Origin of the sequence: Algoriphagus vanfongensis DSM 17529 (assembly GCF_000429465.1) — a bacterium.
GTDB lineage: Bacteria > Bacteroidota > Bacteroidia > Cytophagales > Cyclobacteriaceae > Algoriphagus > Algoriphagus vanfongensis.
Window position 1 is genome coordinate 181,995 of record NZ_AUBX01000015.1, and the last position, 17,225, is coordinate 199,219.

The window sequence follows — 17,225 nt, forward strand, 5'->3', positions numbered from 1 at the left end:
GAACTAAAAGTATTAAAAAACACGCGTTTTTTTCCCTTACTTTGTTCAAAAGGCCGAATTCATGTCATTACCCATTATTGATCTTCACTGCGATTTACTCTCTTATTTAGCACGAATCCCCAATGCCAGTGCATTTGCGGGAGACGAGATAGCCTGTGCGTATCCCCATCTCACTGCCGGAAACGTCCAGATGCAAGTGTGCGCGATCTATACCGACGTCAAACCAATCTCTATGGATCTGGCTTGGAAGCAAGCAGAGATTTTTGATACGTTGGTGTCCAAAGAGAGCGATTCCTTTTCGGTATTTGATTGTAAAAACCTTCCTTCTGATGGAACAGTCTCACTTTTTGCATCGATAGAAAACGCAGCGGGATTGGGAGCAGAAGCCACATCTTGGACCGAAATCTATGGGCAGTTTGACAGGATTTTGGAAAAAACCAAAAAACTGGCCTATATCAGTTTGACACATCATACCGAAAACAGATTCGGAGGAGGAAATTATACAGAAGGAATTGGCCTGAAAGACGATGGAAAGAAGCTGCTCGATTACATGAGTGGAAAGAAAATCCCAGTTGACTTTAGTCATACTTCGGATCTTCTTGCTGAGGGAATCTTAAATCATATTGAACAAGCAAACTTAGATATTCCAATCATTGCGAGTCATTCAAATTATCGGGCGATCTGGGATCATAAGCGAAACTTGCCTGATGAGTTTGCTCAGGAAATCATCCGTAGAAAAGGAATCATCGGAGTGAACTTCCTTCGTGCATTTTTGGATACTGAGGTGCCAGAAAGATTGTTCGAGCATATCCTTCATGGATTTGAAATTGGTGGAAAAAAGGCACAGGCATTTGGTGCTGATTATTTTTACACTCAGGATTTTGCTGATCCTAATCGCTTCCCATTCTATTTCCCTCTGGCAGAAGATGCCAGCCAATACCCAAGTCTGTTGGAAAGCTTGAGCAATAAATTGGATTCGGAATCTCTAGAAAACCTTGCCTACAAAAACGTCTTAACTTTCTACCAAAACCTTCACAGCTGATGTCATCCCATCATTTTGTCAAAGAACAGCAAGAACCAGCGGTACTGATATTGGACCTGGAAAAAATCACTTTCGACTCCATCAGTCCATTGCTAGAGTGGGTTCCTACAGTTTTGGTATCTGAAAATTGCGTGGATCAGGTCCTTTCGTGGGGCATCAAAATCGATGTGGTTTTAGCGAGTGAAGACTTTCAAAAGGCAAATTTGAACCTGTTGGAAGAGCAATACCCTTTGAGATTTTATACATCCACAACTGATAATTTTTTGGCAGATGGACTCCATTATTTAATGGCTTCCAATCATCAAGCAGCTCATCTGGTTGGATTTCCACATGAAAAGGCATTGGAGCTCGGATTGTTTTTGGAGAAAATGGATCTCACGATTCAAGAAGCCGAATGGAAGTTTTATCCCGTGAAAGGCGGAAAATTCAAGAAGTGGTTTCGCGCCAGCGATATTGAAGTTTTTGGACAAGAAGGCTTACCCGTAGAATTGGAAAATGAAAACGGAAAACTCATTTTACCACTCACTTATGTGACGATATTGGAAGTTCCGGAAGGCTTCACTGAAATCCAAGCTCCGGGAGTTTTTTGGATTGGAGAGAGAACTGCTTAAAGCGTTCCCGACAAAACAGCCATCAACTTCTCTAAATAAAGCTGATCCGTTTCATCGAAGTCATTTAATTGATCGCTGTCCACATCCAATACCATGGCAACTTCAGATCCTTTGAACACAGGAATTACAATTTCCGATCTGGACGCTGAGCTGCAGGCAATGTGTCCGGGGAATGCATCCACATCAGGCACCAATTGGGTTTTGGCGTCTTTCCAAGCCGTGCCACAAACGCCCTTCCCTAAATTAATTCGAGTGCAGGCTATCGGTCCCTGAAATGGTCCGAGAACTAATTGCTCACCTTTGACCACGTAGAATCCAACCCAGAAAAAATCAAAGGCCTGCTTCAATGCCGCTGCAATGTTAGAGAGGTTGGCATACATATCCGGTTCTCCAGAAATCAAGGCTTCGATTTGTGGAAGAACAGCTTCGTATTGTTCTGCTTTGGTTGCAGATTCAGGAACATATAGATTTTCAGACATGGTAATAAATCGCTAATTCGTCTTCTAGAAAATGAACTCTTTCACTTGCAGGATGAGAAATTTGAGGGGCTTTGATTCCCTCCAAAAATTTCACTTTCGAGGTAAACACACGGGCCTCGTCCCAAAGTTCGGATTCCAGAAATTTATTGAGAAGCAAAGCTCCTCCTTCTACCAAAACGCTCTGGATTTTTCTTTCGTGAAGGTCCTCCAAGATCTCTGAGACTTCAAATTTTGGACTTAGCTTTTTCCATTCCAGATTTCCATTGATTTCAGACTTTTTCAGATTGTAGCAAATCGTAGGAATACCCTGATCAAAGAGTTTCAACTCAGGAGAAAGTTGTAATTGTCTGTCAACAACCAGCCGAAGGGGATTTTTCCCAATCCAATCCCGGACATTCAAAGATGGATTATCATAGTGTGCGGTATTTCTACCTACTAGAATCGCATCTTCCTCTGCTCTCCACTTATGAACCTGCTGCCGACTCAGAGAGTTGGAAATCCACTTGGAGGAAAAATCCTTACGCGCCACAAAACCATCTCTGGATTGAGCCCACTTCAAGATCACATAAGGTCTTTGCTTTTCGATTTGGGTAAAAAACCGTCGATTTTGAGACCGAGCATCTTTCTCCAAAATACCGGTCTCCACTTCTATGCCAGCATCTTTGAGTAGTTGGATCCCTTTTCCACCTACCAATGGATTGGAATCAAAAGCTGCGATTACTACTTTTTTCACCTGCTTTTCCACCAAAAGACTGGCGCAGGGAGGAGTTTTTCCAAAATGGGCACATGGTTCCAAAGTCACATATACCGTCGATTGTGGAAGTAATTCCGGATTTTTGACCGAAGCGACAGCATTGACTTCGGCATGGGGACCACCGTATTCTTTGTGGTATCCTTCTCCGATAATCACGCCCTGATGAACGATCACGCAGCCAACCATGGGATTGGGACTGACATGACCTCGTCCCCACTCCGCGAGTTCCAGCGCCCTACGCATATAGGTAGCGTGCTCGCTCATTCGGATATTGGTCTAAATGTGATCAGATCCAAAGTCAGGCTTTCTCCAGCTGTTACCTCCACATCCAGAAGAGTGTCTGCCAAAAAGCCCTCATCTTTCGGATCAAAATATAAGTCGTATGTACCAGCAGGAAGTCTAAAATAATAGGCTTGATCTTCACTGATATGAGTGCTTGTAGAATCTCCATCTCGAATTGCAAAAATGGCCGGCCGCAATTGTTCCTGTGCGATAGTACCATAGATTTCTCCCAGATCTCCTGGCAAAAGCAGACGAATAGACGGATCAAAACTCAGTGAGAGTGGCTCAGTGCTTTGAGTCTGGATGGATTTTTCCAAATCAAAATCCAAGACTACGTCATAAGAATAACCCGTTTCCAGATCCAACTCCACTTCCAAAGGGATCCTCGTAGAAGCATTCTCTGCTAAGGGTAGCGGATATCTGTCTTCGTCGTCCCAAAGAAAATTTTTAGTACCAATCTCAAGCTCCATCCCTACGATCTGACCGACCGGTAAGACTTTTCTGCCTAGCAACAGCACCTCGCCACCAACATAGTCAGAAACCTTGATCTGCTTGTCACCAAGCTCATAGGGCACAAAAAAGACTTGTTCCTCTGTCTCCCTTCCCTGAACATTCATAGTCACATGTACTCCGAATATTTCTACGAATACAGAATCATATCGGGGAGGAGCATCGATCAATACCAAATTGAGAAGTGCTTCTGGTCTGTCCTCAGAGGTGGTACAGGAAGCTAAAAAGCTCAGGACCAAGAAAACTAAAAGAAGTGGATACCATTTTTTCACGAAACAAATTTAGCCCAAAACTTGAGAAATCAGGAAATTGGAAGCTTGGTGTCTTGTAAATACTCAATTCTGCTACCACCCAAAAAAATAAACCGAGCTAGAAATTCTAACTCGGTTTTAAATTCATCTCAGAACAATTCTGATTGAATTATATCTCTTCTAAAACAATAGGGTCCACTACGGTCATTCCATCATCATCTACTTCCACTCCATCCAGGATTACAGGATGGTAGTTTTCATTTGGCTTGATAGTCAGAGAATAAATCCCCTCTTCCAGTCCCTGGATTTTAAAATTCCCGTTTTCATCTACATAGGTGGTGAAAGTTTCTCCATTTCTGCTGGCTGTCACCATGATCTGCTGCGCATCCTGGGGCAATACCTGTCCAGAAATCCCTGCAGCTTCTACCATATAAGCTCTCAAAACTGGCTTCAAATTGATATTTCCTGAATTTCCGGCAATTACGATTGATTTAGCCACGTCGAAGTCGATAATCAAATCATAGCTCTGGCCCGCTTCGATGTCTTGATCGATTTTGATTTTCAGCCCACTCTGTTGCGCGCTGGGAGTTTTCAGATAAAATTCTTCCCCACCGATGACCACATAATTATTGGTTCCCAGCAACAGGCGAAACTGATCGATTTCTCCTTCGTCGAAATAATGGCTTCCCAAATGCAGTGAATTGTTCCCAGTCAAATCAAGTAGATTGACCATCTGGCTTCCTTCTTCATAAGGAATCTCTACCCATGAAGAATCATCTTCGTCATCTGAATCATCATCATCGACGATGTCATCGTCATCCATTTTGACCCGAATGGCCAAAACCTCCACCCAGACTGCTTCAAAATCCCCTGGAGCATCGACAAGGTAAAAGTTGACCTGAGCCTTGTTTTCTCTATCTTCAGGCTGATCATTGAAATCACAGGAAACAGCCACCAAGGCTACCAGTGCAATCAGAAAACTTGAAATATACTTATTCATAAAATTGAGGTTGATACTGAATGCCTACATCCAAGCACTGTGCCACAATCTAAATCACGATTTTTTGGGGATTTTCTCTGAGAGCCTTCTTATTTTTGGGGATGATGAAATGGGAAAGACTTCTCTCACGTGGGAGATTTGGCGACAAACCGGGGTTTATCCCCACACAAGCAACCAGAAGTGAATTTGAAGTCGACTATGACCGCATTATTTTTTCTGCACCTTTCAGAAATCTTCAGGACAAAACCCAGGTTTTTCCTTTGCCAGATCAGGCCTTTGTCCATACTCGATTGACTCACAGTTTGGAGGTGTCTTCTGTCGGGAGATCTCTGGGCAAAGCTGCTGGAGAATACTTACTACAGAAATATTCCAATCTGGAAAAAACTGGTGTCACCCCTTCAGAAATTGGCGGAATCGTGGCCGCAGCGGCATTGACCCATGATATCGGCAATCCACCATTTGGACATGCGGGAGAGGAAGCCATCTCTGATTTTTTCAAATTTCACGATTTTGGTAAGGTCTGGGAAAAACACATCCGATCTGAGCAGTGGGCAGATCTCTGCAATTTTGAAGGAAATGCACAGGGGTTTCGAATGCTCGTTTCCAAACAATTCGGGCTGAATCTGACCTATGCTACCCTGGCAGCTTTTACCAAATATCCCCGTCCAAGCTTTATTTCCCACCGGGATTTTGCCAGAAGAAGTCAAAAGAAATTTGGTTTTTTTATCAACCAGCTCACAGATTTTGAGCAAATGGCGGCATTCTTGGGATTAGAAAAATCCAGTGATGAGTGCTGGTATCGCCACCCATTGGCTTTTCTTGTAGAGGCGGCTGATGATATTTGCTACAGCATCATAGATCTGGAGGATGGATGTACGATGGGCTTGGTTTCATTTGAAGAGACTGTTTCACTTTTGGCACCGATCCTTCAAGATAGATTTGATCCCGAGAAACTGAAAAATCGCACCAATGCTCAAAATTTGGGCGCTTTGCGCGCTCTTGCTATCGGACAATTGATTCAGGAGACTGTAGAAGCCTTTGCGCATTATGAGGAAAGCATGTGCAAGGGAAATTTTGACAAAGCTCTGACGGATATCATCCCTTCGGCCAAGTTTCTTCAGAAAATCACGGAGGTATCTGTCCAAAAAATCTATAGATCCAAGATTGTATTGGAAAAGGAAGCTGCCGGTTTTCAGGTTTTGGAAGGCTTACTTTCGGTATTTTCCCGTGCACTTTATCATCAATTTTATGCTCCAGATCGCTTCTCAGGCCAAGATAAAAGCATTTTGAGGCTTTTACCGGAGGATTTTCCTCTTAAAGGCTGGGGAGAAGAAGTCAATCCTTATCCACTGATCCGGACACTCGTGGATCACATCTCTGGCATGACAGACAAATACGCTCTCAATCTATATCGAAGGGTCAAAGGGATTTCATTTCCAGGAAGCTAATCAAGCTTCCTTTTTTTTTGGAAAAATTATTGATCAACTACTCCTTGATCTTGAATCAATTACTACTGGTATCCGTAAATGATGCCGAATAAGCTAGACCATGAAAAAAGCCCTATATATTACGCTGGGAGTTATTTTCTTTCTCCTCATCAGCGCTGTCGCTGTTCCTTTTCTTTTCAAAGACCAAATCATCCAGCGGATCAATCGCGAACTAGATAATTCACTCAACGCTCAAGTGTACTACGATCCCGACGAGATCTCTATCAGTCTTTTGAGACACTTCCCAAATGTAAGTGCGACCATAGGAGATTTTGGCATTGTGGGAAAAGATGAGTTTGCGGCAGATACTTTGATTCAAGTAGATGAACTCGATCTTGCTTTCAATCTCAAATCCATCATTTTTGATGATACTCCTTCACTTACAGCCTTGAGCCTGATCGGAGGGGACTTATATATCAAAGTTTTGGAGGATGGTAGAGCCAACTATGATATTGTCAAAGAAGATAGCACTCAAAGTACGGAAGCATCCGAATCCTCCTTCCAGCTAGGCATAGAATCGATCGAACTTGACAAGGTCAATCTTATTTACGATGACCGACAAATGCAATTTGCCATGGCCTTGGCAGAGATTTCAGCCAAAGGATCAGGGGATTTCGCACTTGATGTGTATGATTTGCCGCTGCAGGTCGAGGCTACGATTGCTGACTTAGCTTATGAGGGAGTTCATTACCTGACCAACAAGAAATTTGAAGGAGAAACCACCCTGCAAGTCAATCTGAACCAGATGAAATTCACCTTGACAGAAGGTACTTTTGGATTGAACGACTTCTATTTTGGATTAGATGGATACTTGGCGTTGCCGGAAGATGGGATGGATATGGATTTTAGTTTTGCTGCCAGCGATTCAGAATTTAAAAGCATTTTGTCCCTTGTACCCGGTATCTATACAGAGTCATTTTCTTCCGTAAAAACTTCCGGAACTATGGCTTTTGATGGATATGTCAAAGGTCGCTATTCAGAAACTCAACTTCCGACATTTGCCATCAATCTAAAAGTCGAAGATGGAATGTTTCAATACCCAGACCTTCCAAAACCGGTACAGGCCATCAATTTGCAACTTCAAGCAAAAAATGAAACCTCTGAGCTGGAAAATACAAGTTTGGACATTCCCACATTTTCTTTAAAGTTTGGCAGCAATCCGATTTCAGGCAATTTCCATTTGGCCAATCTCCGCGACTATGAGATGGAAGGGCAGCTTGTAGGTAAACTCAATTTGCAGGAATTGACTTCCATTTTTCCGATCGAAGGGACAGAGCTAGCTGGGATTTTAGATCTCAATGCCGAAGCAAAAGGTCGCTATGACTCTGCCAATCATATTCTTCCAGCGATCACAGCCAAAATGGCTTTAGCAAACGGATATGCCAAAAACACTGCCTATCCTACTGCTCTTGAAGATATCCACGCCACTGCCATGATCAGCAGTAGCAGTGGACAAATGAAGGATTTTGTCGCCGATTTTCCAGACTTCGGTTTCGAGCTAGAAGGTGAGGAAATCTCCGGAAAGATGAGAATCGAAGATTTCGAAGCCCTCAATTGGGATGGAGCTCTGACTGGAGCGGTGGATCTGGAAAAAATCATGACGATTTTCCCGATCGAAAACACTCAGCTCAAAGGCAAGATCCAAGCAGATATCAAGACTGCTGGATCCTATCAAGCCGTAGAGCAAAAGCAATATGGAAAGCTAAATACATCCGGAACGATGCAGGTGCAGGATTTTTTCTTCCAATCTCAAGATTATCCTCAGGGAGTCGCTATTACTAAAGCAAATGCTTCATTCAGTCCTGCGCAAGCTAGCTTGAACGAACTGGATGCAAAACTAGGCAAGAGTCCCCTGCAGGCGAGTGGTTCGCTCAGCAACTATATGGATTACTTACTTTCCGATGCAGGTGTGCTCAAGGGACAATTGGACTTGAAGTCTAGCCATTTCGATGTCAATGAGTGGATGACAGAAAGTAGTACTGGATCAGATACCAGTAGCATGGAAGTCTTGGCATTGCCAGACAATATTGATTTCACCATGGCGGTAGCAGCTGATGAAGTACTCTATGACAATCTCAATCTGAAAGAGGTGAGGGGAAAAATGACCTTAAGAAATGGAGTTTTGACCTTCTCTGATGCCGGAATGAAGACACTCGATGGAAGAATCACCCTCAACGGGAACTACGATCCTCGTGATCTTGCAAATCCGAAATTTGATATGAAGCTGGATATCTCAGAGCTTAGTATTGCCAAGGCATTCCAATCATTGACCACCGTCAAAGCTTTTGCACCGATCGCTCAGGATATTACTGGGAGATTCAATTCCCAATTGGAATTCTCAGGATTGTTGGGTTCTGACATGATGCCTGTTCTTTCATCCCTCGATGTCAATGGGATTTTGGCAGTGCTGGACGCAGCGCTGAAAGAAAGCAAGATGCTACAATCAGTAACTAGCCTCACCAAACTGCCATCAGGAAGTTCACTTCAATTCAAGGATCTGAAGATTCCGGTACATATCGAAGATGGAATCATGGAGGTTCAGCCTTTTGATGTCAAGCTTTGGGACTATCAGACTCGGGTGCAAGGTAGTGCGGGATTTGATGGATCGATCAATTACCTCCTCAATATGCAAGTGCCCGCAGGTAAATTTGGAGGTCAAGCCAATGCATTATTGGCTAGCATAGCCGGAACACAGGCCAATGAATCCACCATCATTCCTCTGGCAATCAATCTAAGTGGAACTTATAAATCCCCCAAAGTGAGTCTAGCTGGAGGCAATAGTATAGAAAATCTACTCAGCAATGCTCTTCAATCGCGACTGGAATCAGAAAAACAAAATCTAACGGCAGAAGCTCAAAAGCAATTTGATGCCGCACAGGATAGCATCAAACAGGAGCTGAAAGTCAAAGCTCAGGCTTTCCAGGATTCAGTGAAAAAAGAGCTGGAGAAAAAATCAGCTGAAAGCGGGGAAAAAGTAGTGGAAGAGGCCAAAAATCTACTGAAAGGAATTCTCAAAAGCAGTACCCTAACTAAAAAGGATACGACAGTAAAGAAGGATAATTAGACAAAATCATGAGGATAAGTCTCTAGGTTAGATGGTTTGGGATTTTGAATCCCAAACCGCCTTTTTAGAATTTTAATCCACTTCAAATAATGTCTTTGGACTTTAGTCCAAAGACATTATTTGAAGCATTTGATTGCCCTCTGGTTTTATTAGGTAGCCAAGTTTTAGACTACCTAGAATTCTTATAGCTCCACCAACTCGATCTTTTTGCTGAAACCTACTTTGTCCAAGACAATCACTCCCTGATTCATTTGGTCAAAAACATACCTGATTTCAGAGATTTGGTAAGGGTTAAAATCTTGATTTTTGGTTTTCAAATGATCCAGCTCGAAAACATATTTTTGGAAGACTATCTCAGAGCTACCATCCCCATCCAAAAAATCTAGTTTCATCGTATGAACTTTGATCTGACGCTGCAAAGCCGAAAATTCACTCAACAAAAAAGAAACCTGATTTCCTGCCGAATCCGTCACCAGAATTCTTAGATCCAGAGGTTTTTCAGGCTCTTTTTCGTGATCCTCATTTTCCTCTGCTTCTTCCTCATCATCTTTGGAGTTATCCGAAATTTCTACCTCTTCCTCATCTTCTGACTCTTCCGCATTTTCATCCTCATCGGAAATCCACTTTCCTCCAGCTTTTGGATTGGAACTTTCTGTGGACTCTGCCATCTCGAAGACAAAAACAGAGGTGGAATCCAATTGGAATTTTCCTAAATCTGGAAAAATGGAATAAGAAGCGAATAAAGAATCAGCTACTACTTCATTTACTTTTTCCTCCTTCAAAGAATCGGCTATTTCATAATTCCATCCTAAAAAAACAGCTCTTGTTCCTTTTTTAGCATGCTTCAGATCTATTTCTCCCTCTCTCCAAACTTTAAGATTTTCTCCAGAAATCTTTCCTCCAAATCCCGTAGTGCTCACATCAAAATCCGCATTGAAATCAGTTATATATCGGGTATTGGAATCTTCAAATTGGTTCAGATAAATCGTCTCAGGCAACCAGTCTTTTCCAGCTCTGGCATCCAAGAATAGAGGCAAATACTCCTTTTTGTCATTGAGCGTAATATCCAGAAAAGCCGAAATATAGACTTTCGCTATCTCTTGCTGGCTTTCCGCGTCCATTTGCTGCTCCAAATTGAGAAGTCCTTTTAAAGGATTTCCGGTATCATTACCTCCCCAAGAAGTATTGAACTGGCCATGATTGGCACCTTGGATGTACAAGCCTGTTTTGAAATGATAGGTACTGTCTTCAAATGTCACCCGTTCAAATTGCATGGAGCCCATAAAGGAAGTCACATCGGCATCCTGCGAACCATGGAAAACAAAGTAATCAATGTCTTTAATTTTGGTTCGTGTATTTCCGGGTTGATACTGCCCATCCACCGGAGCGATGGAAACAATGGATCGGATATTGAAATGATAGCCCAAAGGAATGGTCGCATCATCGGGATAAAAATCCAATTCATTGAGCATGGCGGCATGGGCGACAGCTTCACCTCCACGCGAATGCCCCATCAAGGAAATCCGGTCCATATCAACTTTACCCGCAAAAAGATGTTCATCCGCGACATTCCATCTCTCCCAAACTTTCAAATGCTCCAATAACAACCAGCCGCGGGCATCATTTTCTTTCTCCAAGCCTCCAAATAAATCCGACCAAGAGCCATTGATAAAGTTTTCATCCACAGACACCAGAATCATTCCGCGAGAAGCCAGTAATTCACCCAGATAATCATAGCCTGGATCTGAGAAATCCTGCATGGAGTGATTGCCATGAACCACCAAGACCAAAGGAAAAGGACCATCTCCTTTTGGATACCAAACTCTGCCATTGATCGGTAGGGATTTGGAATCAAATCCCCAATATTTCTCTCTCCACCAACCACCGATTCCATCCCAATTATCCAAAAAAGCCACCCCATTTACCGAATCTGTTTTGAAGGTCACATCCTCTCCAAATTCCGGTCTATGCTTATCCTTTCCACTTCCATAAGTCAGGGTCAAAACTTCATAAGAGCCTGATTTGGCAGGGGAATCTCCGGGAATCTGAGCTATAGCTACATTGGAATAAAGAGCGGTATTTTCGATTTGATCCATTTCTAATCCTCTCAAGGAATAGTAATAAATGGTCAGGCTCAAACCGGCAAATCCCAAAAGTGCACCTAAAATGAAAATCACCTTTTTTGGTGTAGTCAATGGTCCAAAACCAGTTTTTGTACTAGTAAACAAAGCTGCTCCCAGAAAAGAACACACTAAAATACTCCAGCCAATCAGCCTGATTTCTCCGAAGTAATTCATCAAAAACAAGGGGAATCCGATGAACAGAGCAATTTTATACCATTTTGGAACTTGAAAAATGAGCTTCAGAAGCCAAACCGAAAGAAAAGCAGCAAGTATAGTCGCTGCAGTCATCAACAGGCCCAAAACAAAAATCCATGGATCTCGAATATTGAAAGCCGACAGAAGTGAATAAACTAGCATCAAGCCGATACTTCCTACCAATATGCCTACTGCAGCTCCTTTAATGGATGTTTGTCCAGGTTGGATCAAACGCAGTTTTCCTTGAATCCAGAATTTGGCTTGTTTTAATTTTTTCTTGATCATTTTCAGTAGATGGGCTATAACACTCTAAAAATTAACGAGTTCTCTAATCTACTGAAATTAAAGGTTTTGCAAAGTCTAAATGAAATTAATCCAAGCCTCACCTTCAGTTTTTGACCTGATTATTTTTGAAAACAAAAAAAGCCGCAATTCATCAAACTGCGGCTTTCCTTAACACCAAAAGACCTTTTTAATTAATCATAGGCAGGGTTTTGAGGAAATTCTTTGTTTTGATTCAGATCCAATGCTGCTTGAGGTATGGGTCTGAGGATTTTAAGATTTCCGCCGGCTCCCTGAAAACTCGCTTCCGTGATCCAACTATTGTGAGCCGAAGCCCGCTCGATCAATTTGCCGGTTCGCTTCAAATCAAACCAGCGATGATATTCTCCGAGCAATTCTCTAGCTCTCTCATCCAAAATATAGTCGATGTCAAATTCTCCCAACGTAGCGTCAGCCACTCCTGCTCTTCTTCGAACTTCATTGAGTCGGGCCAGTCCTGTAGCCGCATCACCAGCTCCCAGATAAGCTTCAGCAGCGACTAAGTAGGTTTCTCCCAAACGAGAAACAATAAAATCTCTAGTGCTACTACCGGACCCCGCCGAAAAGAGCGAATTGGGATCATCAAATTTTTTCACAATCATCGTAGCCTTATCAGCTGTAGTGATACCGCCATTTGGATCGGTAGTCCCGTAAGAATGATAGACCACACCCGGATGCTGGGCAACATAGTCTATGCTGTCCTGTGCGGTGTACCAGCTCGGCTCATAAAAGTCCGTCACTGTCAGACTGCTATGATCATCCACATCGTAATAGTCGTAGTAGCGCTCGTACATTTCTGTCATAAAGGTGGAATACCAGCGCTCATCATCCTCGGTATATAAATCCAAAGCAAATCGGGTAGGCAATAGATTGTAGGTCTTGTACGGAGCATCTCCAGCTATTTCGGATCCTCCCAGATAAGGACCAAAGTAGTTTTGCTGCTGATTGCCAATACTGGAAGGATTAGCGCTGATAGAGCCCGCACTGAACTGTACAGAAAAGATCACCTCTTCATTCATATCATTACCTGGAGTCCATAGTTCCTCCGAACTCAAATTAAGTCCCTGACCAGCTATGACATTATCAGCATAGGCAGCAGCCTTGGAGAAATCATCACTGGTACCAAAAGACTCATAGGCTCGTGTCAGGTGAACTTTGGCCAAAAGGTTTTCTACTGCTCTTTTATTCACACGACCATTGTAATCTGCCGCAGATACAGCAGCCATTGCATCATTGAGATCAGCCAAAATCAGCGAATACACCTCTTCTGCACTGGCACGATCAAACTCAAGGATAGCCTCAGAAATAAAATCAGAGATAATTCCTACTCCTCCATAGGTCTGTACCAGGAGAAAGTATGCATTGGCTCTGAGAAACTTGACTTCCCCGACGAGAATGGGTAACTGTGCATTTTGCTCGGTCAAGTCGGAATAATAAAGAGCTGTATTGGCTAGTTGGATTGCTTTGTAGCAATTAACATAGAGAAAATCGACATTGGCTGAGGAGGAATTGAGCTCTGCATATTGACTCAAACCACGCGGCTCTTGTCCTCTACCTTCTTGATAGAGGTCAGTTCCACTCTCAAATAGCCAAGGCTGATTTGCATAGATATTTCTCAGTGCTGCATAATTGGAATTGACCAAAGCACTGTAACCCTCGGCGGTGGTGTAGAATTCCTCTGCTGTGACATTGGACAGGTTTTCTTCTTCCAAAAAGTCCCCACAGGAGGTACTAGCAAGAAGAACACAAACTGAAAGTATGGATAGGATATTTTTCATGACTGGATCTATTAAAACTTAAGATTGACACCAAACTGAGTAGTGATGGAGCTCACCCGGCCGATTCCCAAACTGGCCTCGGCCCATTCTGGATCCCAGCCATCGTAGTCGGTGAAAGTAAGTGGATTCAGCACATTCACATAGAAACGCAGTCCGCTGATACCTGCCCGATCCAAAAGTGTGGATGGAAGCGTATAGCCTAATGAAATATTATTGATTTTGACAAAGGAAGCATCTCTATAGTAGGCCATTCCTGTTCCCCAAAACTGCCCTTCATTTCTCGGTTGCGGATATTCATTGGATACCTGAGCCGGAACTCCCACACCATTTTCTGGGACATAGAATCCACTGATTTTGGCTTTCTGACGACCCCGGTCATTGACATTGGTGAAGTTGGCGTGGAAATCACTGTAGGCCAATACGCCTTGCTGGGTAGCTACGGAGAAATTCATATCAAATGATCCTACTCGCAACTGAGAAATAATCCCTCCTGTCCAGTCTGGATTAGAAGAACCCAAAATCACCCGATCATTGTTGGGGTCGATTTTGCCGTCATTATTGACATCTCTCACACGAGCCTGTCCTTCGGTCTGATTGTAAGCAGCCGCATCTTCTCCGGCTTGCCAAACTCCATCATAAATGTAGTTGTAGTGCGAATTGATCGACTCACCGATAAACCAGTTATTACCCACATCATCCACTTCTGATTGGCCATAGATGGACTCGATGCTGTTGTTGTTTTTGGTAAAAGTAAAAGTCGTGGACCAAGTGACTCGTCCGGTTTCGACATTGATCGTGTTGAGCATGATCTCTACCCCCTTGTTGCGAACCGAAGCGGCATTGGAGCGGATATTGCTAAATCCAATCTCCAAAGGCAATTTTTGGGTTACTAGGAGTTCATCCGAAAGTCTATTGTAGATATCTACACTACCAGTGATTCGATTGGTGAAAAAGCCAAAGTCCAAACCGAAATTGACCTCCGTGGTTTTTTCCCAAGTCAATGCCTTGTTAGCAATGGAATTTTGTACCCAGCCATTGGCTGCTGCCCCATCAAAATCATAGTAAGTCTGATTGGTCAGGGTGTTGACAGTGGTGTAGGGAGATACGTTGTTATTTCCCACTGTCCCAAAACCAAATCTCACCTTCAAATCAGAGAAAGTCGATGAGCTGGCAAGGAAATCTTCTTTTTTCAATCTCCAGCCCAAAGCCACAGATGGGAAGGATTGCCATTTGTTTCCTTCAGAAAGTAGAGAGGAACCATCCCATCGATTGGAGACGGTCACGAGATATTTCTCAGCAAATGCATAATTCAAACGCAAGGCAAAAGATGCCAACTGACTTTTGGCAAATGAGTTGCCCAGATTGTAAGTTTCCTGAAGTCCAGAACCGACATTGTAAAAACCAGTTTCGAAAGGCTGTCTCGCTGAGCTCAAGGAAGCTGTTTCGTAGCGATCGACGAATACACTCTGAAGTGCCAAGAAATTAAAGGAATGATCATTGACTTCTTTGACGATATTCATCTGGTTGTCCCAGGTAAGATTCATGTTGTCATAGTAGTCCACAGAGGAGGATGGCAGGTTGCCATTGCTGATCCCCGTGTTGGTCTGGGCACCCCAGAATCGGCCTCTTCTGTTGTTATTGACACCTACGGAAACTGTAGATTTGAAACTCAACCAGTCCAAAGCATTGTATTGGAGAAACAAATTACCCACACCACGAAGGCTACGAGTCTCATCGCTGGTGTTGGCTATTTCCAATAGTGGATTGTACGTACTGGTTTTATCCAAAGCGCGATCGCCATTAGGATATAATAGTTTTCCTGGCTGAGGATAAAGCTCACCGACTATTTCCTGCCCATTGTCATCGATAGCCCAAGGAGTCAGGAAGGGATTCAATCTGAATGCCTCTTGCATGGCGATCGAGCTACCTCTTTCATTGGTTCCAAAAGACAGGGCCATATTGGCTCCAGCTTGGAATTTCTGGCTGAGGTGCTGGTTGATATTCAGATTAAAAGTGTATTTATCCAAAGACTCATTTTTGAGTGTACCGGTTTCTTTTTGGTAACCTACCCCGATATTATAAGTCGATTTGCCGCTGCGATGGGTGATAGCCAAGTGATTGTTGTTTTGCATCCCATTCTGCAATACACCATCATACCAGTCATAGCCATGCAAGGAATTGAATCGCTCTATCAAAACTGGATTATTGGGACCCAATACCACTCGCTCATATTGTTCTTGCGTCATGCCCTCTCCATTTTTGGTCGTACCCAGATATGCAGCCATGTGGTAGTCCCTCCACTCGGCCAGACTCATCATTTCTGGAAGTCTAGCAGGACTCTTGACTCCATAGAAAGAGTCAAATGAAAAACTCGTCTTTTCTGGAATATTCACTCCACCTTTGGTCTGAACGATCACAACACCCCCAGCCGCTCTTGACCCATAAATCGCTGCTGATGAAGCATCCTTTAAGACTTCGATCTTATCAATATCATTAGGATTGAGGAAGTCTATGCTATTGGTCACAACTCCATCTACCACATATAAGGGAGATGAACTGGAAAGAGAATTATTTCCCCGAATTGTCATGTTGAAACCATCACCAAGACGACCTGTACTATTGCTGACCTGCACACCGGCCACCGTACCTTGCAGGGACTGGATGGCACTCGTCGTGCCCCGCTCAGTGATCACCTGACTATCCACACCGGCAATAGCGCCTGTGACATCAGATTTCTTCTGGGTTCCGTACCCGACTACCACCACACTTTCCAGATCAGTGACGTTGACGGCCATTTCTACATCAAGTAGAGATCGACTGCCCACAGAAATCTCCTGGGACATAAAACCGATGAAAGAAAAGATCAAAACGGATTCATCACTCGGAACAGAAATGGTGTATTTCCCATCGGTATCCGTCGTAGTACCAGAAGAGGTTCCTTTCAAAATCACCGATACTCCTGGAAGGGGTAATCCGTCGTCGGAGGAGATCACTGTCCCTGTGACTGCCTGCTGCGAAAAAGCAGAGAAAGAGCATACAAAAAGCAAAATCAGCGTCAAGCTGAGCAATCGATAGCAGAGATTACTGCATTGAATTACCTTAGAAATAGGTATTCTGGGTAGGTTTTGTCTCATTTCTTTAAATGATTGGTTATTTAGGCTTTGATTGATAGCGCAATCGATTGCATATTAGAAATTAAAAAAATAACAACAAAATAAAATTTCATGAATTTTAATTTGAGCCATACTATCCAGTACGTGAACTGCAGATACCAACTTTTCTAAAAGTATATGACTTATACACAGAAAAACCCTCAAGAAACGAATCT

General features: G+C 43.1%; 11 protein-coding genes. 4 read left to right on the top strand and 7 right to left on the bottom strand.

The genetic code is table 11. From position 1 onward, the window contains the following. The first annotated feature begins 61 nt into the window (after positions 1 to 61). Both G460_RS0114090 and G460_RS0114095 read left to right on the top strand, forming a co-directional pair. Positions 62 to 1,042, top strand: a complete 981-nt coding sequence (locus G460_RS0114090; protein ID WP_026955965.1) for a dipeptidase — start codon at positions 62 to 64, stop codon at positions 1,040 to 1,042. Beyond that, positions 1,042 to 1,653 (top strand): hypothetical protein, encoded by a 612-nt coding sequence (locus G460_RS0114095; protein WP_026955966.1) that lies wholly within the window; start codon positions 1,042 to 1,044, stop codon positions 1,651 to 1,653. Before G460_RS0114090 ends, G460_RS0114095 begins: the two co-directional genes overlap by 1 nt. On the opposite strand, the gene G460_RS0114100 is transcribed toward G460_RS0114095, so the two are convergent. The 4 genes from G460_RS0114100 to G460_RS0114115 form a co-directional block, all read right to left on the bottom strand. Next, positions 1,650 to 2,132, bottom strand: a complete 483-nt coding sequence (locus tag G460_RS0114100) for a GAF domain-containing protein (RefSeq protein ID WP_026955967.1) — start codon at positions 2,130 to 2,132, stop codon at positions 1,650 to 1,652. The two genes, G460_RS0114095 and G460_RS0114100, sit on opposite strands and share 4 nt — an antisense overlap. Next, a complete protein-coding gene (gene ribD / locus G460_RS0114105) occupies positions 2,125 to 3,150 on the bottom strand; it encodes a bifunctional diaminohydroxyphosphoribosylaminopyrimidine deaminase/5-amino-6-(5-phosphoribosylamino)uracil reductase RibD (RefSeq protein WP_026955968.1) in 1,026 nt (341 codons plus the stop codon). Before ribD ends, G460_RS0114100 begins: the two co-directional genes overlap by 8 nt. Beyond that, on the bottom strand, positions 3,147 to 3,950 hold the full coding sequence (locus G460_RS0114110; RefSeq protein WP_026955969.1) for a DUF4382 domain-containing protein: 804 nt from the start codon (positions 3,948 to 3,950) through the stop codon (positions 3,147 to 3,149). The genes ribD and G460_RS0114110 overlap by 4 nt, the downstream gene beginning before the upstream one ends. Positions 3,951 to 4,098: 148 nt before the next feature. Beyond that, the gene (locus G460_RS0114115) at positions 4,099 to 4,929 is read right to left on the bottom strand and encodes a DUF4382 domain-containing protein (RefSeq protein WP_026955970.1); all 831 of its coding nucleotides are present in this window, start codon (positions 4,927 to 4,929) and stop codon (positions 4,099 to 4,101) included. Between the two features lie 101 nt (positions 4,930 to 5,030). On the opposite strand from G460_RS0114115, the gene dgt reads away from it, so the two are divergent. Then, complete coding sequence (gene dgt / locus G460_RS0114120; protein WP_026955971.1) at positions 5,031 to 6,377, top strand: dGTP triphosphohydrolase; 1,347 nt, start codon at positions 5,031 to 5,033, stop codon at positions 6,375 to 6,377. Between the two features lie 100 nt (positions 6,378 to 6,477). Beyond that, entirely contained in the window at positions 6,478 to 9,480 is a 3,003-nt protein-coding gene (locus G460_RS0114125; RefSeq protein ID WP_026955972.1) for an AsmA-like C-terminal region-containing protein, read from the top strand. 182 nt (positions 9,481 to 9,662) lie between these two features. On the opposite strand, the gene G460_RS0114130 is transcribed toward G460_RS0114125, so the two are convergent. The 3 genes from G460_RS0114130 to G460_RS0114140 form a co-directional block, all read right to left on the bottom strand. Next, positions 9,663 to 12,083, bottom strand: coding sequence for a poly(ethylene terephthalate) hydrolase family protein (locus G460_RS0114130; RefSeq protein WP_026955973.1), 2,421 nt, complete (start codon positions 12,081 to 12,083; stop codon positions 9,663 to 9,665). Between the two features lie 191 nt (positions 12,084 to 12,274). After that, positions 12,275 to 13,897, bottom strand: a complete 1,623-nt coding sequence (locus G460_RS0114135) for a RagB/SusD family nutrient uptake outer membrane protein (RefSeq protein ID WP_026955974.1) — start codon at positions 13,895 to 13,897, stop codon at positions 12,275 to 12,277. A gap of 11 nt (positions 13,898 to 13,908) precedes the next feature. Beyond that, entirely contained in the window at positions 13,909 to 17,031 is a 3,123-nt protein-coding gene (locus G460_RS0114140) for a SusC/RagA family TonB-linked outer membrane protein (RefSeq protein ID WP_035464483.1), read from the bottom strand. Between the last annotated feature and the right edge of the window lie 194 nt (positions 17,032 to 17,225).

What these genes read in the sequence shown, in the direction of transcription:
- G460_RS0114125 (WP_026955972.1), top strand. Translation starts at nt 6,478, where the DNA reads ATGAAAAAAGCCCTATATATTACGCTGGGAGTTATTTTCTTTCTCCTC.
- G460_RS0114115 (WP_026955970.1), bottom strand. Translation starts at nt 4,929, where the DNA reads ATGAATAAGTATATTTCAAGTTTTCTGATTGCACTGGTAGCCTTGGTG.
- G460_RS0114100 (WP_026955967.1), bottom strand. Translation starts at nt 2,132, where the DNA reads ATGTCTGAAAATCTATATGTTCCTGAATCTGCAACCAAAGCAGAACAA.
- G460_RS0114095 (WP_026955966.1), top strand. Translation starts at nt 1,042, where the DNA reads ATGTCATCCCATCATTTTGTCAAAGAACAGCAAGAACCAGCGGTACTG.
- G460_RS0114140 (WP_035464483.1), bottom strand. Translation starts at nt 17,031, where the DNA reads ATGAGACAAAACCTACCCAGAATACCTATTTCTAAGGTAATTCAATGC.
- G460_RS0114130 (WP_026955973.1), bottom strand. Translation starts at nt 12,083, where the DNA reads ATGATCAAGAAAAAATTAAAACAAGCCAAATTCTGGATTCAAGGAAAA.
- dgt (WP_026955971.1), top strand. Translation starts at nt 5,031, where the DNA reads ATGATGAAATGGGAAAGACTTCTCTCACGTGGGAGATTTGGCGACAAA.
- G460_RS0114135 (WP_026955974.1), bottom strand. Translation starts at nt 13,897, where the DNA reads ATGAAAAATATCCTATCCATACTTTCAGTTTGTGTTCTTCTTGCTAGT.
- G460_RS0114090 (WP_026955965.1), top strand. Translation starts at nt 62, where the DNA reads ATGTCATTACCCATTATTGATCTTCACTGCGATTTACTCTCTTATTTA.
- ribD (WP_026955968.1), bottom strand. Translation starts at nt 3,150, where the DNA reads ATGAGCGAGCACGCTACCTATATGCGTAGGGCGCTGGAACTCGCGGAG.